Source organism: Ktedonobacter robiniae (assembly GCF_016587375.1).
GTDB lineage: Bacteria > Chloroflexota > Ktedonobacteria > Ktedonobacterales > Ktedonobacteraceae > Ktedonobacter > Ktedonobacter robiniae.
The window spans coordinates 92104-117831 of record NZ_BNJG01000001.1; the positions used below are offsets into that span (position 1 = coordinate 92104).

At 55.4% G+C, this 25728-nt stretch carries 26 protein-coding genes; 15 read left to right on the forward strand and 11 right to left on the reverse strand.

Features of this window, described 5'->3' with window-relative positions; translation table 11 throughout:
* The first annotated feature begins 153 nt into the window (after positions 1-153).
* The gene (locus JMJ04_RS00380) at positions 154-1389 is read left to right on the forward strand and encodes an RNA-guided endonuclease InsQ/TnpB family protein (RefSeq protein ID WP_201368596.1); all 1236 of its coding nucleotides are present in this window, start codon (positions 154-156) and stop codon (positions 1387-1389) included.
* Between the two features lie 284 nt (positions 1390-1673).
* Positions 1674-2117: an HNH endonuclease gene (locus JMJ04_RS48545; RefSeq protein ID WP_420799450.1), complete on the forward strand. Its 444-nt coding sequence runs from the start codon at positions 1674-1676 to the stop codon at positions 2115-2117.
* A gap of 40 nt (positions 2118-2157) precedes the next feature.
* Here JMJ04_RS48545 and JMJ04_RS00385 read toward each other — a convergent pair whose 3' ends face one another.
* Together JMJ04_RS00385 and JMJ04_RS00390 are read right to left on the reverse strand one after the other, a co-directional pair.
* Complete coding sequence (locus JMJ04_RS00385; RefSeq protein WP_201368597.1) at positions 2158-2376, reverse strand: hypothetical protein; 219 nt, start codon at positions 2374-2376, stop codon at positions 2158-2160.
* Between the two features lie 177 nt (positions 2377-2553).
* A complete protein-coding gene (locus tag JMJ04_RS00390) occupies positions 2554-3192 on the reverse strand; it encodes a TetR/AcrR family transcriptional regulator (protein WP_201368598.1) in 639 nt (212 codons plus the stop codon).
* Between the two features lie 350 nt (positions 3193-3542).
* Here JMJ04_RS00390 and JMJ04_RS00395 point away from each other — a divergent pair, with 350 nt between their 5' ends.
* From JMJ04_RS00395 to JMJ04_RS00435, 9 genes are all read left to right on the forward strand, one after another.
* Positions 3543-4157 carry a TetR/AcrR family transcriptional regulator gene (locus JMJ04_RS00395; RefSeq protein WP_201368599.1) on the forward strand — a complete coding sequence of 205 codons (615 nt, stop codon included), beginning with the start codon at positions 3543-3545 and terminating at the stop codon, positions 4155-4157.
* A 90-nt stretch (positions 4158-4247) separates the two neighbouring features.
* A complete protein-coding gene (locus tag JMJ04_RS00400; protein WP_201368600.1) occupies positions 4248-5414 on the forward strand; it encodes an acyl-CoA dehydrogenase family protein in 1167 nt (388 codons plus the stop codon).
* Complete coding sequence (locus tag JMJ04_RS00405; RefSeq protein WP_201368601.1) at positions 5411-6559, forward strand: acetyl-CoA acetyltransferase; 1149 nt, start codon at positions 5411-5413, stop codon at positions 6557-6559. The genes JMJ04_RS00400 and JMJ04_RS00405 overlap by 4 nt, the downstream gene beginning before the upstream one ends.
* Before the next feature lie 5 nt (positions 6560-6564).
* Complete coding sequence (locus JMJ04_RS00410) at positions 6565-6969, forward strand: Zn-ribbon domain-containing OB-fold protein (protein WP_201368602.1); 405 nt, start codon at positions 6565-6567, stop codon at positions 6967-6969.
* Between the two features lie 119 nt (positions 6970-7088).
* Positions 7089-9233, forward strand: a complete 2145-nt coding sequence (locus tag JMJ04_RS00415; protein WP_201368603.1) for an acetate--CoA ligase family protein — start codon at positions 7089-7091, stop codon at positions 9231-9233.
* A gap of 74 nt (positions 9234-9307) precedes the next feature.
* A complete protein-coding gene (locus JMJ04_RS00420) occupies positions 9308-10066 on the forward strand; it encodes an SDR family NAD(P)-dependent oxidoreductase (protein WP_201368604.1) in 759 nt (252 codons plus the stop codon).
* 14 nt (positions 10067-10080) lie between these two features.
* A complete protein-coding gene (locus JMJ04_RS00425; protein ID WP_201368605.1) occupies positions 10081-10566 on the forward strand; it encodes an FAS1-like dehydratase domain-containing protein in 486 nt (161 codons plus the stop codon).
* Positions 10563-11009 (forward strand): MaoC/PaaZ C-terminal domain-containing protein, encoded by a 447-nt coding sequence (locus tag JMJ04_RS00430; RefSeq protein WP_201368606.1) that lies wholly within the window; start codon positions 10563-10565, stop codon positions 11007-11009. Before JMJ04_RS00425 ends, JMJ04_RS00430 begins: the two co-directional genes overlap by 4 nt.
* 177 nt (positions 11010-11186) lie before the next feature.
* Positions 11187-12560 carry an MFS transporter gene (locus JMJ04_RS00435; protein WP_201368607.1) on the forward strand — a complete coding sequence of 458 codons (1374 nt, stop codon included), beginning with the start codon at positions 11187-11189 and terminating at the stop codon, positions 12558-12560.
* Between the two features lie 91 nt (positions 12561-12651).
* Here the strand turns inward: JMJ04_RS00435 and JMJ04_RS00440 are convergent, their stop codons facing one another.
* Together JMJ04_RS00440 and JMJ04_RS00445 are read right to left on the reverse strand one after the other, a co-directional pair.
* A complete protein-coding gene (locus JMJ04_RS00440) occupies positions 12652-13608 on the reverse strand; it encodes an ROK family protein (protein ID WP_201368608.1) in 957 nt (318 codons plus the stop codon).
* 34 nt (positions 13609-13642) lie between these two features.
* On the reverse strand, positions 13643-15118 hold the full coding sequence (locus tag JMJ04_RS00445) for an APC family permease (protein WP_201368609.1): 1476 nt from the start codon (positions 15116-15118) through the stop codon (positions 13643-13645).
* 258 nt (positions 15119-15376) lie between these two features.
* Here JMJ04_RS00445 and JMJ04_RS00450 point away from each other — a divergent pair, with 258 nt between their 5' ends.
* Positions 15377-16600 carry an ROK family transcriptional regulator gene (locus JMJ04_RS00450; RefSeq protein WP_201368610.1) on the forward strand — a complete coding sequence of 408 codons (1224 nt, stop codon included), beginning with the start codon at positions 15377-15379 and terminating at the stop codon, positions 16598-16600.
* A gap of 32 nt (positions 16601-16632) precedes the next feature.
* A complete protein-coding gene (locus JMJ04_RS00455) occupies positions 16633-17226 on the forward strand; it encodes a GNAT family N-acetyltransferase (RefSeq protein WP_201368611.1) in 594 nt (197 codons plus the stop codon).
* Here JMJ04_RS00455 and JMJ04_RS00460 read toward each other — a convergent pair.
* The 7 genes from JMJ04_RS00460 to JMJ04_RS00490 all read right to left on the reverse strand — a co-directional run bounded on the left by JMJ04_RS00460 (position 17223) and on the right by JMJ04_RS00490 (position 22991).
* Positions 17223-17852, reverse strand: coding sequence for an NADPH-dependent F420 reductase (locus JMJ04_RS00460; RefSeq protein WP_201368612.1), 630 nt, complete (start codon positions 17850-17852; stop codon positions 17223-17225). The two genes, JMJ04_RS00455 and JMJ04_RS00460, sit on opposite strands and share 4 nt — an antisense overlap.
* Before the next feature lie 114 nt (positions 17853-17966).
* Entirely contained in the window at positions 17967-18995 is a 1029-nt protein-coding gene (locus JMJ04_RS00465; protein ID WP_201368613.1) for an alpha/beta hydrolase, read from the reverse strand.
* 177 nt (positions 18996-19172) lie between these two features.
* Positions 19173-19775: an HNH endonuclease gene (locus JMJ04_RS00470; protein WP_201368614.1), complete on the reverse strand. Its 603-nt coding sequence runs from the start codon at positions 19773-19775 to the stop codon at positions 19173-19175.
* Between the two features lie 57 nt (positions 19776-19832).
* Positions 19833-20678 carry a YwqG family protein gene (locus JMJ04_RS00475; protein ID WP_201368615.1) on the reverse strand — a complete coding sequence of 282 codons (846 nt, stop codon included), beginning with the start codon at positions 20676-20678 and terminating at the stop codon, positions 19833-19835.
* A gap of 79 nt (positions 20679-20757) precedes the next feature.
* Complete coding sequence (locus JMJ04_RS00480) at positions 20758-21114, reverse strand: response regulator (RefSeq protein ID WP_236038106.1); 357 nt, start codon at positions 21112-21114, stop codon at positions 20758-20760.
* Positions 21115-21285: 171 nt separating this feature from the next.
* On the reverse strand, positions 21286-21690 hold the full coding sequence (locus JMJ04_RS00485) for a group III truncated hemoglobin (protein ID WP_201368617.1): 405 nt from the start codon (positions 21688-21690) through the stop codon (positions 21286-21288).
* A gap of 212 nt (positions 21691-21902) precedes the next feature.
* A complete protein-coding gene (locus JMJ04_RS00490; RefSeq protein ID WP_236037844.1) occupies positions 21903-22991 on the reverse strand; it encodes a sigma-70 family RNA polymerase sigma factor in 1089 nt (362 codons plus the stop codon).
* Between the two features lie 367 nt (positions 22992-23358).
* On the opposite strand from JMJ04_RS00490, the gene JMJ04_RS00495 reads away from it, so the two are divergent.
* Complete coding sequence (locus JMJ04_RS00495) at positions 23359-24333, forward strand: LLM class flavin-dependent oxidoreductase (RefSeq protein ID WP_201368619.1); 975 nt, start codon at positions 23359-23361, stop codon at positions 24331-24333.
* Positions 24334-24541: 208 nt separating this feature from the next.
* Positions 24542-25540, forward strand: coding sequence for an aldo/keto reductase (locus JMJ04_RS00500; RefSeq protein ID WP_201368620.1), 999 nt, complete (start codon positions 24542-24544; stop codon positions 25538-25540).
* Positions 25541-25728: the final 188 nt, after the last annotated feature.

Consider the following 25728-nt stretch of genomic DNA (forward strand, 5'->3'; position numbering starts at 1 on the left):
GTGTGATAAACGTTTCCAAGAAATGATGCCAGATATTGACAACTGGAGACATCTCTGGTAGAGTTACTTTAGAAAGAATGTTCTTGCATAAACTCCGAAGAGAGCAGTTTGCCGACACGAAGGACGTGTGGTTGGAAAGGGAGGAGGCACAAGGTGCAGTTAGTCGAACGACATCTCATTCGTCATCAGGATGCAAGCTTTGCCGTCATTGATCGGGTAGCTTTTGCCTCCAAAAACCTCTATAATCAGGCCAATTACCACGTCCGGCAAGCCTTCATTCACGAGGGAACCTACCTGCCCTACGCTGCCATCTTCCATCGCTTGAAACACCACGAGGCCTATTGTGCCCTCCCTCGCAAAGTCAGTAATGCCATCCTCATTCAGCTCCACCACAACTGGGTCAGCTTTTTTGAAGGGATGGAGGCCTATCGCGAAGATCCCTCCATCTTCACGGGACGCCCCAAGATCCCTGGCTATCAAGACAAGACCAAAGGCCGTTTTCTGCTCATCTACGAGAAAAAAGCCCTGGGCAAGAGGGTATTCAAGCGCACAGGCAAGCTGGTCCCATCAGGACTTCCCATTGAGATCGCGACTCAGATCACCTGGGAAGCCATCCGGCAGGTTCGCATCGTTCCACGCGCTGATGGCTACATGGTCGAAGTCGTCTATGAGCAGGAGATCCAACCGGCTGCGGTCAACCCACAGCTTCGGGCAGCCATGGATGTAGGTGTCAACGTGCTCGCAGCCATCACCAGCGACAAACCTGGTTTTGTGCCTCGTCTGGTGAGTGGCAAACCCCTCAAAAGCCTCAATCAGTGCTACAACAAAGAGCGCGCCAAGCAGCAGCAACGCCTCGCGCATGAGAACCGATACACCTCGCGCCAGTTGGATCGTGTGACGACGAAGCGCAATCGCCGTGTGGATGCGTATCTGCACACGGCCAGCCGTCGCATCATTGATCTGCTGGTGGGCGGAGGCATCGGAACGCTGGTGATTGGCAAGAACCCCTTGTGGAAACAAGAGGTGACCATGGGGCGCAGGAACAACCAGCAGTTTGTGCAGCTTCCCCATGCTCGTTTCATTGAGCAGTTGACCTACAAAGCGCACCTGGTTGGGATCAGGGTTATCCTTCAAGAAGAAAGCTACACCAGCAAGGCCAGTTTTCTGGACGACGACCCCATCCCAACCTATGAAGCCAACACGGCTGAGAAGCCAGTGTTCTCAGGCAAGCGTGTGGCTCGCAGTTGGTATCGTGCCAGGGATGGACACCTCATTCATGCCGATATCAACGGATCGTACAACATCTTACGCAAAAGTAACTCCGACCCTTTGCAAGTGGGGCGAGGAGTAGCGGGAGCCGCAGTTCTCCCCAGACGGCTAGCCGTCTGAACGGATGACTTATAGGCATATTCGTCATCATTTTAAGAGTGCGCCGTTTCACGGCATTCACGTATCGCTGGCTGCGCCAGCTAGAACTGTAGAAGTTAGTCGCACCATCACTCCTCTGGCTCACAACGAGCAGCTTTTTACGGACTCTGGCAAACAAACGCCGGAGTTCTCTCAAGAAGGTTGCTCAGAACCTGAAAAGAGGGCCAAACCAATATGTGGTTACTCTCAGTGAAGAGGGAAAACCCATCAAGGAGTATGAACTTGTCTCATCCACGAGGCAACTCATGAAAGAAAAAGTGGCGCGGCGTGACCCGGATCTTCTCCCAAACACGCATCCGTATACAAGCCGAACTGAATTAGGAAAGCGCCTCCTTGCACACACATGCGAGTGGTGCGGCACCTCAAGAGGGCAAATGGAAGTACACCATGTACGGAAACTAGGAAATCTCAAAGGAAAAGAAGCCTGGGAACGCCAGATGATAGAGCGACGCCGGAAAACCATGATCCTCTGTGTTGAGTGTCATGACGAACTGCACGCAGGCAAGTTAAGCGAAAAGAAGCACTTAGAGAAAACCGGAGAGCTAACTACACGGAAACGTGTACGGTTAGTTCGGGGGGAGCGCAGTGAAACCTACTCCAGTCATGGAGCAAGGCGCACGGCGCTTACCCTACTACTGTTTGTAGACATAAATAATCGGGGGCATCGCTCATGTGATGCGCCCCGATAAGGGCCAACTGGTACTACTGGCAGTCTGGAGCAAGGAGAGGCTAGCGATTTTTTTCGCCACGCTCGCGCTTGTTGGTCTCCTCTTGCACCTGCTTGGCATAACCAGATTTCTCAGCGGCCTCGCGGATCTCCTCAATAGCCTGCTCTTTCGACTCTACAGGAATATCCTCATCATTGACCACCTGAGACTGATCCGTATCTTTCTCTTTGCGATTGGTCTTCTGCTGCTTCTCATTCTCATGCTCAGACTTGCGACTCATTGAGATACTCCTTTTCGGTAGCGCGCATGTCAGTGATTGTGCGCAGAAATCTTACATGCTGACACAGTGAGAGGACAACAACGTGGGTGTTGCAACCTCGTTTTCATTGTACCGAGAAGAACATAGCCCAGGTATCGCACGCGAATTGGCAAGCCAATAACCTTACAGGAGTGCTATTCAGGCCAGCGACTCCACATAGGCACGCTGGGGATTGGCCACGCCACGGAAGAAAATTTTTCCTACGTATTGCACCAGTTCCTCAGGAGTTACCGTCTCCTCCAAAAGCAAGCGTTTAAAGGGATAGGAGGCAAGGAGGCTGGAGAAGGTATGCAGCATAATCGTGGTGGGAATGGCGGGATCGAACTCACCGGAAGCTTTCCCCTCATTGAGCAAAACTTCAAGGCTGCTTAAAAGCTGATCGAGCAGGGCATGGTGGCGGGATCGCAAGAGAGGTCGAAGTTCAACGGCACCGAAAAGCGCATAAAAGAGACGCCCATGCTCACCTTTTAAACGCATATAGCTCGTCGCAAGTAGCGTTTCCAGGCGCGAACGCACCGAGCCAGGCGCGGATACCGCCTCCTGCACATTCAGCAAGATAGCTTGCATCTGCAACTCGAGTAGGGCCAGAACCAGGTCTTCTTTGCGGGAAAAATGCAGGTAGAGGGTTCCTTTGGCAATACCCACACGTGCAGCCACCTCGTCCATACACATCTCATGATAGCCCTTCTCCAGCAGAATTTCCTCCGAGGCATGGAGAATAAGCTGCTCACGTTGCTGACGTTGACGTTCTTTGAGCGAAAGGGTGGATTCGCGCATATGGCTCCCTCCAAATGTTCTTCAGATATCGGCGACGTCGATTACTTCAGCATATTTCATCGATTGCCAGAGGAGTCGTCTGTGTACGTTCTAGAAGAAGAAACTACCAGAAAGCACGAGAATTGTCAAGCAGAAAATAAGGCTTCTCATATATTTGAGAGACCCTGTGCGTCCCTGGAATCCCTATTGACTATTCAATTGAAATATGTTATCCCTAATACATAGTTTATCTTGATGGGGCTGATACTATACGTGCCAGCGCTCTGATACAGGTATCACTGATGATACATCTTGTTGTATATTCTCCCTCGTAGTAACGTCCGACATTCAAGGAAGAATGCGGGTGACCTATGCCAACCACTGCTATCCGCGATGCACGCCGCAAGGATATTATCACTGCCGCGCGTGACCTCTTCAGCCGCAAGGGCTACCATGGGACGACTATGCCAGATATCGCCCGGGCCGCCGGGATCAGTACTGGCCTTATCTACTATATTTTTCCCAGCAAAGAAGAGATCCTACTGGCCTGCTGTGAGGACGCCGTCACGATTTACCGCGACGTCCTTGAGCGGGCTAATACAATCGCTAATCCCCTGGAGCGCTTTGATGCGCTTGTACGAGAGCTCTACACGCTACTCGATAGCACATCCAAACGGCTCCTGATCATGTATCGTGACCTCTCAACGCTCAAACGCGAGACACGGCAACGCATTCTAGGGCCTATTCATCGCCTCGATGATTATTTCGTCGCCCTCTTCCAAGAGGGGCAGCAAGCTGGCGTCTTCAGGCCAGATATGCCACAACCGCGTATTCTGGCCGCCAATGTCCTGGGGCTGGGACATCTCTGGGCCTTGCAGAAGACCTGGCACTTCGCGTCTAACAACATTGACCTGGAAACCTATATTTCCACTCAACTCGCCTACTTCCATGCACAGCTCTTACATCCACCTGTAGAGCAGGCATAACCATTTTCGCTTACGCAGGTGTGCCGAGCGCTTACGCGCCTTCATGCTTCCTGCTACTACGTCATTACACAATTAGGAGGAACGACCACCATGGATTTCCGCTTAACCGATGAACAGAAAATGGTCAGAGACACGGTTCGCGCCTTCGTGCAAAAAGAGTTGCTCCCACTGGAGGGCGATGTTCTACGCAATGAGCGTGAGGGGCGTGTAGGCATCGAACGCGAGCAGCTACGCCAGCTTCAGCAGAAGGCCAAAGAGCTGGGCTTCTGGGGCATTAATACGCCTGAGGAGTATGGCGGGGCCAACCTGGGATCAGTGATGACGGCGATTATCATTATGGAGCTCTCACATACCTTTGTCCCCTTCGCCTTTGGCGGCTCCGCCGATAATATCCTCTATCACTGCAATGAGGAGCAGAAGCAGCGCTACCTCATCCCCACCATCAATGGCGAGCGACGCTCCTGCTTTGCCCTGACCGAGCCAGGCGCGGGCTCGGATGCCGCCAATATCAAGATGTCGGCGGTCAAGGATGGGAAGCACTGGGTGCTCAATGGAGAGAAGGTCTTTATCACCAATGGTAATGAGGCCGACTTTACGATGGTCTTCGCCGTTACCGATAAGGAGCGTGGCGCGCGTGGTGTGACCTGCTTCCTCGTCGATCGCGAGATGGGCTGGCGCTCAAACTATATCCATACCATGGGCGAGTGGGGACCGGCCTCGCTCTATTTCGAGAATGTGCGTGTGCCTGAAGAGAATATTCTGGGCGAGCTCAACCAGGGCTTCACTTTGGGCATGCAATGGATCGGTGCGGGGCGCTGGAACATCGCCGCCCGGGCCGTGGGAGCTGCCGAACGCCTGCTCCAGATGGGTATCGACTACGCCAAGACGCGCTCCACCTTTGGCAAGCCCATCGCGGAACGTCAGGCCATCCAGTGGATGATCGCTGACTCACGTGTGGAGATTGAGGCGACGCGCTGGCTAGCGCTGCATGCCGCCTGGATGGCTGAAGAGGGTCTGGATACGCGGCACGCGGCCTCGATCGCCAAGCTCTATGGCTCCAATATGGCCAACCAGGTCGCCGACCGTGTCATGCAGATTCACGGCGGCATGGGCTACACCAAGGAGCTCCCCATCGAGCGCTGGTACCGCGAGATGCGCGTCTGGCGTATCTTTGAGGGTACCGACGAGATCCAGCGCTTTATCATTTCGCGCGATCTTTTGCGTGGCTATGTCAGGCTTGGTGAGGAGCTTGTATGAGCTCGTCACCCAAAGCCGCTATCGTTGGCGTGGCCGAATCAGATCTCGGGAGCACGCCTGATAAGACCGTGCTACAACTCCAGGCCCAGGCGGCCAGGGCCGCCCTGGAGGACGCGGGACTGGGCTTGCAAGATGTGGAGGCCCTCTTCTGCGCTGGCAACTGGGCCTGGTCCCCCAACCTGATGCTGGCCGAGTACCTGGGTATCCAGCCCAGGTACACCGACACAACCAATATCGGGGGCTCCTCCTTTGAGGCCCATATCGGCCACGCGCTCGCGGGTATCGAGGCCGGCCTCTTCGAGGTCGCCCTCATTACCTATGGGAGCACGCAACGCTCGGACCGGGCTCGCGGGCGCGGGCAGCCCTATTATCGCCTCACAGAGCAATATGAAGGACCCTTCGGTCTGCCAGCACCCGTGGGAGCCTATGCCCTGGCGGCGAGCCGGCATATGTTTGAGTATGGCACGACCAGCGAGCAACTGGCCGAGGTCGCGGTCGCAACGCGTAAATGGGCCACGCTGAATGAAAAAGCGATGAAGCGCGAGCCCATCAGCATTGAGGATGTGCTTAACTCACGCTGGATCGCCGAGCCACTGCACCTGCTTGATTGCTGCCTGGTGACCGATGGTGGGGGGGCGGTGGTCGTCGCCTCCGCATCACGCGCCCGGCAGATGCGTAAAGCGCCGGTCTGGGTTCTGGGGCATGGGGAGGCTCATACCCACAACACGATCACCAATATGCCCAACCTGGCGAGCCACCAGGCGGCTGCAGCCTCTGGGCGAGACGCCTTCGCCCGAGCAGGATTGACCCCTGCCGAGATCGATGTCGCGGAGATCTATGATTCGTTTACGATCACGGTCCTGCTCACCCTGGAGGCCCTGGGATTCTGCGGGAAGGGCGAGGGCGGGGCCTTTGTCAGCGGACAGCGAACCGCGCCAGGCGGCACCTTCCCCATGAACACGAATGGCGGTGGACTCTCGTACTGTCATCCAGGGATGTATGGCATCTTTCTGCTCATTGAGGCCACGCGCCAGTTGCGAGGAGAGTGTGGTCCGCGCCAGGTCGAGGGCGCGCACATTGCCCTGGCTCACGGCACGGGCGGCGTCCTCTCGTCGGCGGCCACGGTTCTGCTTGGAAAGGATTGACGCTTATGACAGCCCAGCCTCCTCAACCCTTGATCGACAGCGACTCGCAACCCTACTGGGAGGGTCTCGCACATGGTGAGTTGCGCATCCAGCGCTGCCAGGCGTGTGCGCGAGCAGTGTTCTATCCACGCGCGCTCTGTCCACATTGCTTTTCGGACCAGCTAACCTGGATCACCGCCTCGGGCAGGGGGACACTCTATGCCTTTACGGTTGTCCACCAGGCCTTTGGTCCCTATGCGGCGGAGGCTCCTTTCATCGTCGGTATCATAGAGCTAGAAGAAGGCGTTCGTATGATGTCGCGTATCACTGATGCTACGCGTGAGCAGGTCACCATCGGTGCCGCGGTCGAGGTAACGTTTCTCGCCGCCGAAGATGGTGTGACGCTCCCCTATTTTCGCCTGGCAGCATAGCTGTAGAGTCCATGCTGGCGTAGACTCCTCTCGCTGGAGGATGCGCTCAGTTTGCAAGCATAAGTCCATGCCAGCATAGACCCTACAGCTATCAGGTAACCTATGAGAGGTATACGAGCATGCCTGAGAGATATCATATATCACCTGAACGGCTCCACACCTTTTTTCGCCCCCAGAGCATTGCCCTGGTTGGGGCGACCGATAACTCGCGCTGGTCACTCTGCACATTTGAGAATCTCAAGCGCTTCGAATTTCCCGGCCCGGTCTACCTGATCAATCCCTTTCGCGAGACCGCGCACGGGGAGCGCACCTACAAATCCTTACGGGATCTGCCCGAGCCGGTAGACCTGGCCTTTATTATGGTCCCCACCCACAGCGTCTTCCCTACCGTGCAGGAAGCCGCCGCGGCGGGAACGCGGCATTTCGTCGTGCTTACCTCCGGCTATAGCGAGGTAGGGGCGGAAGGGGCGCGCATGGAGCGCGAACTCCTCGCCTTCGCCAGGGAACATGACCTGGTGTTGCTTGGTCCCAACGGTAACGGCTTTATCAATGTGACGAGCCGGGTCACGCCCTATGGCCTGCCAATCTCACCGCCGCTTGCCGCCGGGCCAGTAGGAGTTGTACTTCAGAGCGGAGCACTTGCCAGCGCGGTCCTCGCTTTCGCCCAGGCGCACGCCATTGGTTTGAGCCTGCTCGTCTCCATGGGCAATGAGAGCATGATCTCGGTCACGGATGTGGTTGACTACCTGCTGGAGGATGAGTCGACATGCTCAATCGCGCTCTTCCTTGAGAGCATTCGCCATCCAGATGAGCTACGTCGCATCGCCGCCAAGGCACGCGCACGTGGCAAACCCATCGTGGCCCTCAAAATTGGACGTAGCGAGACCAGCGCTCGCACGGCGCTCTCCCACACTGGGGCCATAGTAGGCGACGATAAGGTGAACGATGCCATCTTTCGCCAGCTCGGGATCATGCGCGTACACTCGCTGGAGGATCTGCTCATCACAGCAGGACTTGCAGGCAATATTCACCCCCTGCCAGGGCGACGCATGGGCATCGTGACCCCTTCGGGTGGCGCGTGCGATATTCTCTCTGACCTGGCCCAGGATGAAGGGATTACGCTCCCGGACTTCGCGCCCGAGACGCTCGCACAGCTCCAAAGCATTCTACCGCCCTTCTCCACGCCACATAATCCCCTGGATGTCACAGGCTATATCGTCGTGGATGGGACCCTGCAATCACGGGCGCTTGAGGTCGTGGTTCGGGACCCCAACATCGACTTCATTTTTAACCTGGTAAGCATTGAGGGGAATCGTCCGCTCGATCCTGTTGCTCTAGAGAACCATGTCGCACTCTATCAACATCTCGCGGAGATTGTGCGTGGCTCGCCCCACCCGGTTGTTCTCGTCTCTAACACCTGCCTGGATCTGACCAATACGGCTCGCACGCTCGTTGAGCGCACGGGGCTACACTTTGTCGCGGGCCTCGAACATGGCATGCGCGCCATCGGTCGGCTCCTCTGGTGGGCTGAAGCGCACCGAACCTCACCAGGCGAATCCTTTACGCAGGAGCCAATCGCCATATCATCCCACTCCGCTCCCCTCCGGGGAACATGGTCAGAGGCGCGAGCACGCGTGCTCTTGCAGCAGGCAGGCATTCCTGTTGTTCCGGGGAGGCTGGTGACAACGCTCGATGAGGCGCTGCAAGCCGCGCAGGAGCTTGGCTTTCCCCTGGCCCTCAAGGTTCAATCGGCCGAGATTGCGCACAAGAGTGATGTGGGCGGTGTGGCGCTCAACATCAACAGCGAGGAGGCGCTTCGCCAGAGCTACGACACGATGCACGAGCGCGTCCGCTCGACGCTTCCCCGAGCAGAGCTAGAAGGCTTCCTGATTAGCCCGATGCGTTCGGCTGGCCTGGAACTCCTGGTCGGCGTCATCCGCGATCCCCTCTGGGGGCTGGTGCTCTCGCTGGGACTGGGTGGCATCTGGACCGAGGCGCTTCAGGATACCAGTGTGCGCGTGCTCCCCGTGAACCAGGAAGAGATTCATAGCATGCTCAATGAGCTACGTGGAGCCGTCCTGCTACGTGGTAGTCGTGGCCACCACGCTGTTAATCTGGATGCGTTAAGCCAGGTCATCTACCACATCTCGCTCCTGGCACAGGGTCTAGGACCAGAGCTTGCCGCCCTGGAGATCAATCCACTGCTGGTTGATGCAACCACTATCGAGGCACTCGATGTTTTACTGACCTGGCAAGAGCCATAGGTGGCTTGTTGGAAAGCAAGCACCACACGATGCGATCTTACTGTTACTGACTATATGAATGGAGAAAGAGACACATGGGTAAACTTGATGGACGTGTAGCCTTTGTCACCGGAGCTGGGCGCGGCATTGGGGCCGCAACGGCACTGCGCCTGGCCGAAGATGGCGCGAGCGTCATTCTCGCGGATATCGATACCGAGGGCTGCCAGCAGGTGCTGGCCGATATCGAGCGCATTGATGCGAAGGGACTGATTGTGCAGTGCAACGTCGCAGATAAAGCCATGGTCGAGTCTGCCTTCCAGCAAGGTGTGGAACACTTTGGACGCCTCGATATCCTGGTGAATAACGCTGGCGTTTTACGCGATAATCTGCTCTTCAAGATGAGCGATGATGACTGGGAGACAGTCATGAATGTCCATCTGCGGGGCGCCTTCCTCTGTAGCCGGGCCGCCCAGGCCTATATGGTCAAACAGCGTTATGGACGTATCGTCTCGCTCTCCTCGACCTCGGCTCTGGGCAACCGCGGCCAGGCCAACTACTCAACGGCGAAGGCGGGCCTACAAGGCCTCACACGCACGCTTGCTATAGAGTTAGGCCCCTTTGGCATCACCACCAATGCCGTCGCACCCGGCTTTATCGATACCGAGATGACGCGCGCCACGGCCCGCAGGATGGGCTTCGATCCCCAAGAACGCATTGAAGCCGCCTCCAAGGTCATTCCCGTCAGGCGTGTTGGACAGCCACGCGACGTGGCTAACGTTATTTGCTTCCTGGCCTCAGAAGAGTCAAGCTACGTCAATGGACAGATCATCTATGTCTCCGGCGGCCCACACTAAGCAAGGAGAAAACTATGTTCGATACAAGCAAGATCGGTCATCGCTTTGCTCCCTTCAAGACCGAGGTACACCGGCAAAAGATCCACGAGTTGACCACTGCCATTGGGGACGACAACCCGGTCTATCATAGTCGGGAAGCGGCCCAGGCGCAGGGCTTTCCCGATGTGCCCATCTCGCCTACCACGCCAACCATGTTTAGCTTCTGGGGCGCCCGCCAGCGCGGAAACGACCTGGGTAGCCTGGGCATTAACGTCAAAGGTATTCTGCATGGTGAGGAGGAGTATGAGTACCTGGCGCCCATCTATCCCGGCGAAACCCTGACAGGGGTGACGACAGTTGCTGATGGTAAGACACGCCAGGGACGCGATGGCCTCTCCATGGATATCATCACGACGGAGACAGAGTACACCAATCAGCAGCAGCAACCTGTGCTCAAAACGCGCAGCACCATCGTCATTCGCGAGCAATCCTCTCCAGCAAGCAAGGAGGCCAACGCATGACCACATCAAACCACACATGGCTTTATGCCGAGGATGCTCACGAAGGCGATTCCCTTCCTCCCTTGACAACGCAGCCCGTGACGCACCTACAACTGGTGCGCTACGCGGGCGCCTCGGGCGATTTCAATCCCTTACATACTGATCCCGCCGTGGGCCAGGCTATAGGAACGGGTGGCATCATCGCGCATGGCATGCTCATCATGGGCTTCGTAGGCCAGATGCTCAGCGATGCCTTTGGCCCGCTCGCGCTACGCAAGTTTGGTGTCCGCTTCAAGGGGATGACGCGCATTGGTGACGTGATCACCTGCACCGGCAAGATCACCGAGATCAATGATGTGGAGGGCGAGACGCGCGCGACAGGCTCGGTGCAGGCGGTAGACCAGAACGGGGATATCAAGGTCAGCGGCACCTTTAGCGCCGCCCTACCGAGACGTCAGCCCTAAACCAGTCCTTTAGCTGATGACAACGCAAGACCCCTCTCTCGCCGCCTGGGGCGTTTTCTCGCTTCAGGTGGTGAGGATGATCACTCTTTGATCGCTCGTAGTACCGTTCATTCGTACGCGTTTCACAATCATGCTCGTACATTGTTGTACAAGCAAGTGGGTATCAGGAGGTTTGAGATGAGCACTTTTCGCATCGCAACCGGGCAGCGCAGCCTTGAACACTATCCCACCAACGCGCAACGCATCTGGTATCTAGCGCTTGCCGTCATCGCAACCATCATCCTGTATTATGAATCGTATGTCCTCCCCTCGGTCGCACCGTTGGTCCTGCATACGTTTGGCCTCTCGGTCGCCGACTACTCGCGTTTCTTGCTAGTAAGCAATCTCCTTGGAGCACTCTCGGCCATCTTTGGCAGTCTCTCCGACCGCATCGGACGCAGCACCCTGATCATTTATGGTCTGCTGGTCACCGCCATTGGAACCCTGATAATCGCGTTAGCCAGTTCCCTCTGGCTCTTCCTGCTCCTCATCTGGGTCGTTGGCTTCATCGAGGGCATTATCCTGGTCGTTACCCCAGCGCTGGTGCGCGACTTCTCGCCTCGCTTTGGCCGCGCCCTGGCTATGGGCTTCTGGACAGTAGGGCCCGTGGGCGGCAGCGTCCTGGCAACCGGCGTTGCCAGTCAGACGCTCTCCTCGTATGGCTCCTGGCAATCGCAGTACGTCATCGCCGGGATCGTTGGCTTTATCGTCTTCCTGATTTGCTTCTTCTTCCTACGCGAGCTCTCGCCCCGGTTACGCGACCAGGTCATGAATTCTATGCAAGAGAAAGAACTTGTCGAGGCCCGTGCGCGCAACATCGATCCCGAAGAGGCAACCAGACATCCCTGGCGGCAAATGCTTAATCCTCGCCTGGTCGTTAGCGCGCTGGGCATCAGCCTCTACTTGCTTATGTACTTTGCCGCTGTCGGCTTCTTCCCCCTCTACCTGAGCAGCATTTTCAAGTTCACGGTCGCCCAGGCCAACGGGCTGGTTAGTATATTCTGGCTCGTCAATGTAGCCGCCGCGATCATTATTGGTTTCATCTCTGATCGTACTCTGGTACGCAAGCCCTATATGCTCTTTGGCGCCATCGCCACTATTATCGTGACCCTACTCTTTATTAGCCGCATTGGTGTTCCCACAGATGCAGCGCTGATGGCCGTCTTCCTCAGCCTCTTCGGTATTACGCTGGCCATCGGCTATGTCACCTGGATGGCGGCCTATACGGAGACCATTGAGGACATTAATCCTGCCCTGGTCGCCACTGGCATGGCGGTCGAGGGCTTTATTCTACGCATGGTCGTGGTCCTCTCGACCCTGGCCTTCTCCTTCGTGGTCAGAAATCAGCTTGATGGACAGCAATGGGCGACCTGGTGGTGGGTCTGTATTGCAGGCCTGATCGTTTTTGTCCCCACCATCTTTGTCGTCTCTGGCTACTGGCGACCAGCCAGCGTTCGAACCGCCATACGCCAGCGCGAACCAGAAAGTCCGCTGAGTCCTGAAACTGCATAAGTCGCGCCACCGTTACACATAAAAGCAGCAGGATGAATCTGCATAAGGTTCATCCTGCTGCTTGCTTCTGCTCATTGAGAGAAGAGCCAGATCAGAAACCAGTGTGGACGCGGACATCTGTATGCTGAACGGCTCTCAAGGCCAGGGCAATGGCTCCATACAGCGATGCGTCATCTAGAAACTTTGCCGGGACGAGTTCCGGTGGGAAGGGCACCGCAAACGCCAGGCGGGATGCCAGAGCACGCAAGATAAGCGCTCCCGAGTTCATCAAGCCTCCACCAACAGCTACACGTGCCGGATCAAGGAGAATCGAGACATTGGCGATGTGAAACGCCAATTCAGCTAGCGTTTCTTGCACTAGATCCTGGACGCGAGCATCTGGATGAGCGAACGCCTCGGCCGCGCTAAGTGGCTCGCCTAGCAGATCGCTCGCGCGCTCACCTATAAAACGCCCACCCACAAACTCTTCCAGCGGTGCTCGTCCTTGTGCTGCTCCGAAATGATCAGACACACTACGCAAATTGTAGCCAATCTCCCCAGCGGCTCCATGCGCCCCAGAAAGTACGCGTCCATCAACCACAATCGCGGCGGCGACCCCGGTCCCCAGGCTAAGGAAAAGCGCAGGATTCGCCCCCTGGAGCGCGCCCCAATGCACTTCCGCCAGAGCAGCAGCTTTGACATCGTTCTCCACCGCCACCACCGGGATCTTCAGACCCATACGCATGGTTTCGCAGAGCGCAACCTGCTCCCATCCCGGAATATTTGGCGACAACAATATTTCCTTTTCACGAACAACCCCAGGTGTTGCGACACCAACAGAAACACATTGTCCCCCTCTTACCATCATGGTTTGGGCGATGAGCGCCTGAGCGTTCATCAGTGTTCGCTCAAGGATTTGCTGCGCGCCTAGCACGGCCCTGGTCTCAAGCCGCGCCTGCTCCAGGATCTGCCCCTCAGAGTCAGCGGTTGCAATCGCAATTTTTGTGCCTCCAAAATCGATGGCAAGCACAAAATCTTGCGTGGTTACGTTCTGCGAAGTATGGTTCATCCAGGTCTTTCCTCTATCTATCAGAAGTCGCTTGCTATTGCGCCGCCTCTGTTATGCCAGGCTGCTGCGCAGCCTGCTCCTCGACATATACCTCACGGATCTCCTTGGGGCCAAACGGCCAGGTATGCTCGACGCGCGCCCAGATAAGGTAGGCGACGACGCCAATAACTAGCCAGCCCAGTGAGAGGCCAACAGAGGTCCAACCAGAGGCATAGTACACATACGCCCAGCCAGCCACAGCGATCAAGCCCGGCAAAGGATAAAGCCACATCCGATAAGGGCGCTTGAGCTCAGGCTGTCTCATGCGCAGGACGATCAGCGCAACCACCTGCCCAACACCTTGAATGAGAACAATTACCGCGATCAGCATGCTAATGACAGTTCCCAGATCAAAGAAGGAACCAATAGCGGTCAGCAGGCCCATCACAAGCAGAGCAATATGAGGAAAGTGGTAGCGAGGATGCAATTTCGCAAATGGGCGGAGAAAGACCCCGTCACGCGCCGCGTTATAAGGCACACGTGAACCGCCGAGCAAGCCGGTAAACACCGAGGCGAACGCAGTGATGATGATCAAACCCGTTACCACGCTGGAGACACCTTTGCCCCAGATACGCTCCAGCACCAGTGAGGCAATCGATGAAGACTTCGCGACCTCTTGCCAGGGAACCACACCCATCACACCAATGTTCAGAGCCAGGTAGAGGAGCATGATACCCAGGATAGAGATAATAATGGACCAGGGGATAACACGGCCAGGCGAGCGCATTTCATCGCCCATGTATGAGGTTGTATTATAGCCCAGGTAGTCATAGACCCCGACCAGCAAGCCAGCTCCTAAGCCGGCAAAGAACTGGCCATTGAGGGTGAAAGCGTTCGCAGGAAAGGTAAACGCGAGTTGTGGATTAAAGCGCGTAAAAGATGCGACGATGACAAGGCCAATGGACACCAACATGACCACAAAGAGGATATTGGTCAGGAAGCCGACCGATTCAATGCGCCGGTAGAGTGCAAAAACGACCACGGCAACAACCAGCAGGGAGACAAGATGAACCTCCCACCAATTCATGCCTGGCCAGAGATAGCCCAGGTACTGTACCAGGCCAATGACGCCAGTCGACATAATCAGGGGAATAGCCAGAATCGCGGTCCAGATGAAGAGAAACGGCATCAATCTCCCTGTACGGTACTGGAAGGCCTCGCGTAGATAAATATACGTGCCGCCGGCTCCAGGCATGGCCGCACCCAGTTCAGCCCAAATCAATCCATCCGCCAGGGCCAGAATCGCCCCTGCAATCCAACCAATGATCGCCTGCGGCCCACCAAAGGTCGCAACCATGATCGGGATGGTGATGAATGGCCCAATACCACACATCTGAGTCATATTGATCGCCGTCGCGGTCAACAATCCAACGCTGCGTACAAATCCGTTTGTCGTTCGCTCAGCAACGGTGCCTTGCGTTGTGCCTGTGGGAATCACCTCTGACTCCCGGTTGATGTCTGAAGAACTCACGGGGGACCTCCTCGTGTTACGCCTGCCTCTGCAACAGGCTTAAACTATGCTTCATACGTTCTCGTGGTACATATAGTTAGTATAGTTTCCTAACCAACGTCTGTCAATATCAATTCAAGGAAAAGTAGGAGAGCTTCAAAGAGAATTACATATTTGTTCTCTATCGCACAAATATGGGCATCCTTTACCCCTTTCTAAGTTGGTAAAGATCATTTACAATGAGGAAGCCATCTATCTCTTGTGGCAAAGGAGTGGACAATGTCAGTGGGCAATTCACATCAACCAGAATATCAAGCGGGTACGCCATCTCTGCTACGAGCGATCAATGAACGCTCCCTGCTAGAATATTTACGCAGCCATGGTCCCACATCACGTGCGCAGCTCGCGCGCGTGGTTGGTCTATCTAAGCCTACGGTGTCACAGGCCCTCGCCAGCCTTGAGCAGGCTCAACTTGTGCGGGCCGTTGGACAATCTGTCTCCAATAAAGGAGGGCGAATCGCGACGTTGTACGAGCCTAATCCAGAGGCCGGCTACGTCATTGGTGTCGATGTTGGCCGAGGCTGGGTACGGGCCGCCGTTTCCAACCTGGCGGGACACATTGTAGCGCGGCGGGATGTGCCAAACACGACGCAGAGTGCCGCGTCCCTGGTTGCATTGATCAATCACCTGGCGCGTGAGCTTACTGCTGAAGCTCGGCTATCCTGGGAACAGGTGGTTCACACCGTTATTGGCACGCCAGGAGTCTTCGATGAAGAGAGTAAACGCGTCCGTTTCGCGTCCAACCTCCCTGAATGGGGCCGCCATGGTTTGCTGACAGAGTTACAGGAAGCATTAGGGCTGAGTATCTCACTTGAAAACGACGCCAACCTGGCGGCCCTGGGCGAGCGCAGATTTGGTTGGGGGAACGAGACTCAGACATTTGTATATATCCTGATCGGAACTGGCGTCGGCATGGGTATCGTCCTCAATGGTTCCCTCTACCGAGGGGCAAATGGCGCAGCGGGAGAGATTGGTTTTCTGCCCTTCGGGGCAACACAGTCCCTGGACCTGGAAGATACAGTCGAGCCAAATGAGGGCTACCTGGGAATGTTTGAAGAGGCCACCTCGGCGCAGGGCATTATACATATGGCTCAGGCACAGGGCCTATCCGAGCCTTTATCAGCCAAACAAATTTTTGCCGCTGCACTCCAGGGAGAGGCAAAGGCGCTTGCCGTCGTCGAACAAGAGGGGCAACGCCTGGCTCTTGCGATCTCGGCCATCGTTGCGATACTGGATCCTGAACTTATCGTTCTGGGTGGTGGCATAGGACAACGCACCGACTTACTCCTTCAACCCTTAGAACAAACACTGCGTCGGCTTCTGCCAACGCGACCACGTATTATCGCCACCAGGCTGGGCAATGAGAGCGTGCTTCTCGGCGCAGTAGCCACTGCGCTAGAGTTTGCGCACCATCTTGTCTTCCAACGCTATTTTAATGGCTAACTATTCAGTTTACTTCAAAGGAGTTTATATATATGACCATTGATGCAGCCTTTACACATTTCCCCACGCTTACCACAGAACGTTTGCAGCTTCGCGAAATCCAGAGCGGTGATATTGAGGCGCTCTTCGCCACCTTCTCAGATGAAGAGGTTATGCGCTATTATGGCAAACTTCCACATCAGTCAATTGCTGAGACGCAGACCTGGTTTCAGCAACTCCAGGAGCGCTACACCCGGCGCGAAGCCATCCGCTGGGGCATAGCGCTTAAAGGGGAGGAGAGCATCATAGGCACATGCAGCTTTCACCACTTCGGTCCGGACTACCATTACACAGAAACGGGCTATGATCTCAATCGCGCCTACTGGGGCCGGGGCATCATGACCGAAGCCATGTCGGCTGTCCTGTCCTATGGCTTTCACGAACTTGCCTTTCACCGCATAGAGGCCATCATCGATTTTGCCAATGAAGGATCAAAAAACCTGCTGCTCAGGCTCGGCTTTACCTATGAAGGGATGCTACGCCAGCGCTTCTACTTCAATGGCCAATTCGAGGATGAATACTATTTCAGCCTGCTCAAGGATGAGTGGCGGGGCGAGAAAATTTCTAGCCTCGCCATTAGTGACTAGCGCTCCAGGACCTTAAAGGCCAGGTGCCGACTCTTGCCCTGGCCAAAGACCAGCGCGAACCAGAGTCCAGCGGCAGCATCAACCAGGCCGACCTTATCAGGACCACCAAGGTAAACGCCACGTAAACCGACATCCCCAATTAAGCCCTCGACGGTAGAACGTGCTTCACCCTCTGGACCACAGTAAAAGAGGTCGGCCTGGATACCATCAAAGTAGGGATCAGCGAAATTTTCCCAGCCAAGCGTATTAAAAGCTCGGAAGACCTGGGCCTGGGGGGCATGCTTCTCAAATACTTCCAGGCTATGCATGGTTGTCTCACCCACACGATTGGTCGCGTCGATGATAATGCGCTTATCCAGTTGTGCAGCATAAGTCGCTAACACCTCATCCACCGCCTTGCCAGGGATGGCCAGAACAACCACGTCAGGATTCTTCGCCAGCACGTCAGCAATTGAACTAATCACAACAGTATCGCCAAGGTCACTGCGCACCGCCTGAACCTTTGGGCTCTCTGGATTATTGACACCAAAGGCCACCTGGTGCCCGGCGGCATGCCACTTCTTCCCCAGGGTTCCACCGATGTTGCCAGCACCAAGAATAGCTATAGTAAGGGTATGTGTCGACATAGGATCTCCTTTTCTACATACGCAGGCTAGCTGTAAGGCATATGCTTAAATTATGCCCTACAGCTAGCTAGAACAATCTATGACGATAAAAATTCCCGCTTACATATATTGATGCTAGCGTGGGCTGAGGCGCTCCGCCAGGTATTTCAGGCTGAGTGGATAGCGATATTCAATGGCTGAGTGAGTACCATCGAAGAGTTCGAAGAAGATGTCGGTAACACCAATCTTCTCCAGCTCTCTTCTAAAGGCTTCCGCGCCCAGGTCGAGGTAGAACTGGTCGCGCCTCCCAGCGTCAATGTAGATGGCCTTAAGTGAGCGCAGTGCCTCGGCATGGCGCACCACCATTCGCACGGGGTCCCAGCGCAGCCAGCGCTCCCAGATATCAGGTCTCAGCTCGCCCGTCCGCAGGTCATACGGCAGGTGAACCGTTCCATCCTCGTCCGCAGAGTAGCAAGCCGCCATGCACCAGTCATTGAGCAAGGGCATATCGCTCTCCCTGGTCAGGGCCGGGCGGCTGCGAAAAGATTCCCAGAACCTGTCAAATGAACCATCATATTGATCGCGCAATGCACGCACCGAGGCTGGAAATTCTAGCAGATAGCACGTCTCAAATAGCGCGTCACCCGCATGCGTGGCCAAGCCACCCCAGAGATCCGGACGTAGCATGGGGGTAATCATGGCACCATAGCCACCACTCGATTTACCTGCAATACCACGATGCTCGCGCCGCGCAAGGGTCCGGTAATGCGCATCGATCCAGGGAACGACTTCATCACAGAGATAAGTGTGGTACGCTCCTGTCCCTGGGGAGTCGAGAAACTGGCTGCCACCATACGAGGTCCAGCAATCTACCCACACCACGATACAGGGTGGTGCCTCCTTCTGCGCGAAGAGTTCATCCACCAGCTCAGGAAAATTCTTGCGAAAAGCCATGCGATTGCGCCACATATCCAACTGGCCCGTCATGCCCTGGATCTGATATACCGTTGGATAGCGTCGCTCCGACTCAGCGTCATAACCTGGCGGGAGATATACCCACAGTGGGCGAGCGGAGGGATCACCCAACGGATTGCCCTTGAGAACCTCGCTCTGAAATACATGTTCTTCAAAGCGTCCACTTAACTGTACAGACCAGGGTCGCATACAATAAACCTCCGAATAGAACTATTCCTAAACAACACTTCTCCTTATTATACGCGATCCTGAGCAAGAGCCTTTCCACACCTTCCACTACAAACAAACAGGAAAGAGCCCGAGGGGCGCTTTCCCCTCGGGCTCTGACAAAAAGACTCTCATCTTGCTTCTTACGTTGGCCTGCTATTAATCGCTATCGTCGCTGTCTGAGCCATTAAACTGGCTAGGAAGGCTGTTGTAGACGGCTCGCCAATCAGTAGCAATTTTGATCTGTGCATCTCGCAGCGACATCTTGCCCTTGCACACCTGGTCATGCAGCCAGTTCTCAACGCGATCCTTCTCGTGAAAGCCCGGTTTCGGCTCAGCCAACTCGGGCCAGAGATTGGCGATATCATTCGATCCGCCCAGTTGCAAGCTAACCAGGTGATCCACCTCATATTGCCCCGGACGGCGCTTCTTGATGCCATAGGCGGCATAGACCTTGCTTTTCAGGCTCACCGATACATTGCGCACCGAGCTGGCATAGCCAGGCACACAAATTTTTGTTTTGGTGGCATCGGAGAATATCGCCCCCGGCGTACAGGCCTTATCTTGCAAACCATTACTGGCCTGGCAACCACTGGTTTTGGTTCGCACGCCCCATTGAGGCTCAGCCGAGGCAGGGGCTGCCGTCACTGTTGGTATTGTTGGGCTTGTGCCTGGTGGAGTCGTTACGACGGTGCCACACCCACTCACCACAAACAGCAGGGCCAGCAAGAGCCAGGCCCTACGACCAGGATAGGTTATCACAGTTATTTTCCCCTTCTTGCAGCATATGTTATCGTATGAAGAGGAACTCAGTATATTCTAGTCCGCCTGCAAGATCAACCAGGTATTCTCGAAACGCTGCGCGCGTAAATCCTCAGCCGTGATCGTATAATAGAGCATACCCGTGCTCGACCAGCGCATGCCCAGGCGCTCGTCTGTATCAACCTGGAAAAGGAGCTGCCACGCCTTCACCCCCACCTCCAACTGCTTCTGGCGCGGATCATTATCATCGGTGACTCCGTGCGAGATAAGCTGGCTCTGCTCACGCAGATCATCCTGAATAAGATCAGGATTCCCAAGCAAACGATGACGAAAGGCTCGTTTCTCCTGTGGCAACAAATTGGCAAGGAGATCATCGTACTTCTGCTGTTCGTCATCACTCCAATCGTATTTGGCGATCTCCAGGTTGGGTACCTGGGATAGCGTCAGTTCACGTGTGAATTGAACAGAACCTGCCTTAAAAAGGCTTGACTTAGGGAGTTTTGCAGGCACAGTCGCGCGCTTCAGCCTCTGGGCATCCTTTTGATAGATAACGCTCCATCCTCCCCGGTTCGCGGGATCATCGCCATATGTCTCCTGCTGCGCATCATAAAAAAACCAGAGCATTCCCTGGACAGGTAGCACACCAGCGGCATCATAAGGACGAACATCTTGTAAGCGAAACTGCGCGATAAATGATTGCGGCAGACGCTGCCAGGTAGGCCAGGAGACATCCGCAGGTAAATCAGGCAGACCACCAAATTTGGAGACTCCCGGCTGAAGCGTAGCTTCTTCAGCCGGTGTGACCTCCAGGCGAATCGAGGGCTTGACCAGGGCATCAAGGTCCTTCGTAAGACGCCCTAACCCGGCCGAGATAAACAGCTTCTGTACCTCACTTGTATCCATTAACGACCTCTTTTCCATAGTCTGTATAGGAGCATATTCTCATTATGCACAAGGTCAACATCTGCCCCACATAGATATACTACACAGACACTATCATGGCTTGAAGCTCATCAATATCAAAGGGCTTGCTAATGAAGCCTTTAATACCAAAGAGGTCGATCTGCTGCTTCGTTAAGACATCACCACTCATCACAATGATAGAGAACGTATTGCTTACTCCTCGCCGGTGCAGTTCATACAGCAGGCTATAACCACTCATGCTTGGAGTCATCAGGTCGAGCAGCAAGATATCGGGCTGAAGCCCCTGCTCCAGTAATTCAAGAGCCACCAGCCCATTCTCAGCGCTCGTTACCTCATAATCTGAGTTTTCTAACAGCGTTCGCACAGCCGTCTGGATATCGGCTTCATCTTCAACAACCAACACACGTTTTGGCATATCTTCCACGCTCCCTCTCCTTGTATCTCGGTTACGCTGTATCGTGTTCCCCAACAGGAGACAAGACACAGATCCAGGGGCCTACCCTGGGAACAGATAAACGGGTTATATATGACACGTATGTCGCACCCAAAGCGTTTGCGTGGTTGATATAAACAGAAAGAGGAGAGGTTAGCGTGGCCATGTCAGGGGCAGAGATGCGCCTTGCAGCTTTAAAGGCATCGTCTGAATCACTGTCCTGGCTCGCCGTTTGGCCTCTTCGGCCCTTGGCCCCGCGAATGCGCCATCAATCGTTTGGGAGAACAACTCAAACCAGCGCGCAAAGTGCTGGGAACGTAGCGGCTCCTTCTGATGCAACAGGATATGCTTATACATCATGCCGCCACGATAGTTGCCCGTCTGAAAGAGCAGATTCTCCCAGAAGTTATACATCACTGGCAGGTGCGCCTCCAGGTCAATGGCGGCCACGTCCGTAAAGAAAAAGCCAATGAGCGGGTCTTGCGTGGCCTTGCGGTAAAACGTACTGACCATGTAGACAATATCGTCCCGATTCTCAATATCTCGTTTTTGTTCCATCTATTTGTCTCTTCTCATGTTTATTGGTATGCGGCGACTATTTGAGCTTATGAGTCTTTGTACTATATATGACAACCCTCTCCAGCATGCTGCTATTCCCAGATATTTCCAAGATCATCTCAGCTCTTAAGAACACCAGTCAAGTAATTGAGAGAAAGGTTGACAGAGCTGTGCTCAGAAAACCAATGAGGGACAAGAGCGAGATGGTACCTTTATTGAGGGAGTAGAAGCGGGAATCCGAAGGAAGTGACGAGTTCCGGCCTAAGAAATGCCGTCACCTCGGCGACCTGTCGCAGATCGCGCCGCGAAGCATCGAGGGTGACGACTTGTATCGCGAACGCTCGATAGGATCGTGTTGCTTCATCAGCTCGATACACCACAAATGCAGGCTGACCATTGGCGCGCGTCGGAGATAAACGCCACCGATTCTGCACGCCAGATGGGAATAAGACAGCCAGGAGAATCGTGCGAATCGCTTCTCGTCCCTGATACCACGAAGGGACCGGTGGCATGGAGAGCGTCGCGTCTTCTGTCAGAAGCGCCACAAGCCCATCCACATCGTCTGTTTCCCATGCCTGGAGATAGCGGGCGAGCAACGTGTTCGTGGCTGCATCAGCATGGTGAACCTGCGCCATCTCTCTCTGAGAGCTCGGATAGTTTTTCTCCAACGTCACCCGAGCACGGTGCAAGGCGCTGTTCACCGCTCCTACCGAGATCTCAAGTAACCGTGCGATCTCGACGGCACGCCAGTCCAGCACATCCGAGAGGAGCAAGATGGCCCGCTGGCGAGGTGGGAGTAACTGGAGGGCAGTGAGGAAGGCCAAGGAAACGCTCTCGTGCCTGGTATAGCGCACTTCTGGGTTCTCCGTCGCCTCCGCCAACCAACTGTCAGGGAAAGGCTCAAGCCAGAGCGCCTCAGCCCCCCTGGGCGCAACCGGCCTTTGCGGGTTCCACGCAGGAGAGGCTGCGGTCGGCAGCGTGCGCGGCGAGCGTTTCTTGAGTGCGTCGAGGCTGGTGTTGGTCGCAATCGTGTAAAGCCAGGTGCGCAGCGATCCCGGACCCTTCTGAGTGAACGTGTCAAAATGCCGCCAGGCACGCAGCATGGCTTCCTGCACCGCGTCCTCGGCATCGTGCAATGACCCCAGCAGGCGGTAACAGTGCAGAAGCAACTCCCTGCGATAGGGTTCGATCAAGGGACTGATATCAGATGAGCCAGGAGTCAGCCGTGTCGTGACCCGTACCTCCTCAACACGATCTTTCTTGCTCGATAGGTTGTCTGTCTTCCTTTGTTCAGATGGCATCAAGCGCACCTTTCTCCTCGCCGCCTTGCCCTGGCTCATCACACGTTGCGACCGCGCCGCAAGTCGTGATCCTTTTGTTCCAAACACTTTTATTCTACCGCACGGCGCAGGCTTTTTGCCACAGGTCCGAGCATTCTGAACCGTTCGTACCACCTGTCATAGTGCCGAGAAAATCTCCCTCACCAGACCGCACAGTTTTGCTCTTCCCAACAGTTTAATAAGTGTCTCTCCAACTGGGCACGCTTCGGCAGAGAGGCATGTCCAGAGAAGCATACTCGGGGATATCCGGGTATAAAGATAGCACACAAGAAACGTGCTATGAGTATTCAATTCAAAAGCGTATTCAATTCACTATCAGGAGGCTGCTATGCACTTCGCTATTTCCATACCTCAACGCGTTCCTGACGGCACGTTCGATCCGGCCAAGCTGCGCGACTATCTGACCAGGGCTGAGTCTCTCGGCTTTCATAGTGTCTGGACGCAAGAAGTAGTGCTTGGCTCCGCACCGGCCCTGGCTCCACTCGAACTCAGGAGTGGAACGAAAAAAATAGAATTTGGCTCCGTCCCGACCCTGTCTCCGCTCGAACTCATGACCTTCGCCGCAGCTTGCACTACGCGACTGCGTCTGGGATGCGCCGTCTTCGTCAGCCCCTTGCACAATCCTATCCATCTCGCCAAAAGTATCAGCACGCTGGATCAGCTCAGCCGTGGGCGCATCGAGGTCGGTGTTGGCAGTGGCGGAGGAGGGAGAATGTTCTCCGCATTCGAGGTTGACCCTGCCAGTCTGATTGCTCGCTTCACTGAGGGACTGCGGCTGATGAAGGCCTGCTGGACCGAGCCGCGCATTAACTTCAGCGGCCGTTTCTGGCAGCTCGATGGCGCGTCTATGGAGCCCAAACCCTTCCAGAAGCCTTACCCGCCGCTCTGGATCGGTGCCAATCACCCGGCAGCGGTGCGTCGTGCGCTCCGCTACGGCAACGGCTTCTTTGGTGCCGGAAGCTCTACCACAGCGCAGTTCGCTCAGCAGGTCCACGTGCTTCGCGAGGCGCTGGCAGAATCAAAACAGGATCCTTCATTTCAGATCGCCAAACGCGTCTATATTGCCGTCGATGACAATGTCACCCGAGCACGCGAGCGGGTTGACACCGGGCTCAAGCAGATCTACGGATCTTCTGGCATGACCGCAGTTGCCGTCTACGGGCCGCCCTCAACCTGCATCAAAGGTCTGCGCGAGGTCGCGGATGCGGGAGCCGAACTCATCCAGCTCCACCCACTCTTTGACGAGGGCGAGCAGATGGAACGCTTGGCCGCCGAAGTCATCGGCGAAGTACAGAACAATTGAGCCTGCCCTTCTGTAGTGTTGCCCATCCAGAAAGGAAACATCGGAATCACCAGGACGCTGCTTGATTTCTTAACCTGCGTTGCTCTCACCTTGTCTTCACATTATTAATGACAGATATTGACATCTGTCATTTGATGGGTTATACTTTCATCAACACGCACAAATGCGAACACCATATCCACAGAGGATTTCCATAGGAGCAAACAGAATGAAGACAAGAACATTGGGTACAACTGGCCCCCAGGTCTCTCTACTCGGTCTGGGCTGCATGGGTATGTCAGACCTGTATGGGCCTGCCGACGAAAATGAGAGCATCGCTACCATTCATGCCGCGCTGGAGGCTGGCATTACCCTGCTGGACACTGGCGATTTCTACGGCATGGGACATAATGAACTCTTGCTCCGGCAGGCGCTCCAGGGTCGTAAACGCGAGCAAGCCATCATCAGCGTCAAGTTTGGGGCGCTGCGTGATCCCGCTGGCGGCTGGTCTGGCAACGATGGACGTCCCGCCGCCGTCAAAAACTTCCTCGCCTATACGCTACGCCGCCTTGGCACAGATTACATCGATATCTATCGCCCGGCGCGCGTCGATCCCACTGTGCCTATTGAAGAGACCATTGGCGCCATCGCAGACATGGTGAAGGCAGGTTATGTACGGCACATCGGCCTCTCAGAGGCAAGCGCCCAGACCATCCATCGCGCCGCCACAGTTCATCCCATCTCTGACTTGCAGATCGAGTACTCTCTGCTCTCACGCTCGCTTGAAGAGAATATTCTTCCGACCTGCCGTGAGCTAGGCATAGGCATCACCGCCTATGGTGTGCTCTCACGTGGCCTCCTCAGCGGCCACTGGTCTAAAGAACGCGACATGGCGGCTGGCGACTTCCGCGGCTTCAGTCCTCGCTTTATGGGCGAGAATCTCGATCATAACCTCGCGCTCGTGGAGGCCCTGCGCTCCATTGCCGAGGTCAGGGGCGTCACTGTAGCCCAGATCGCCATTGCCTGGGTGCTCTCGCGCGGAAGCGACATCGTCCCCCTGATCGGGGCGCGTCGTCGTGAACGGCTCACTGAGGCCCTGGGCGCGCTTGATCTCCAGTTAACGACTGAAGACCTTGCTCAAATCGAACGGGCTGTGCCAGCAGGCGCCGCCGCTGGCTCGCGTTACGACGAGTCACAGATGCACCACCTCGATAGCGAGCGCGGATAAAGCTACTCTTCCAGGGGAAGCCTCTGTTGTTTCAACAAGAAAAGGCGGCGCAGGGCCGCGCCGCCTTTTTGCCTCTTCCTCTCTATAGTTGGTATAGTTTCTAAAAAGTGAGGCTACTTTATGACTTTTCCTTCTTTCTCTCAACCACTTTCGTCCCACGAAGCAACCTTTGCCGTTCAAGCCTCTCC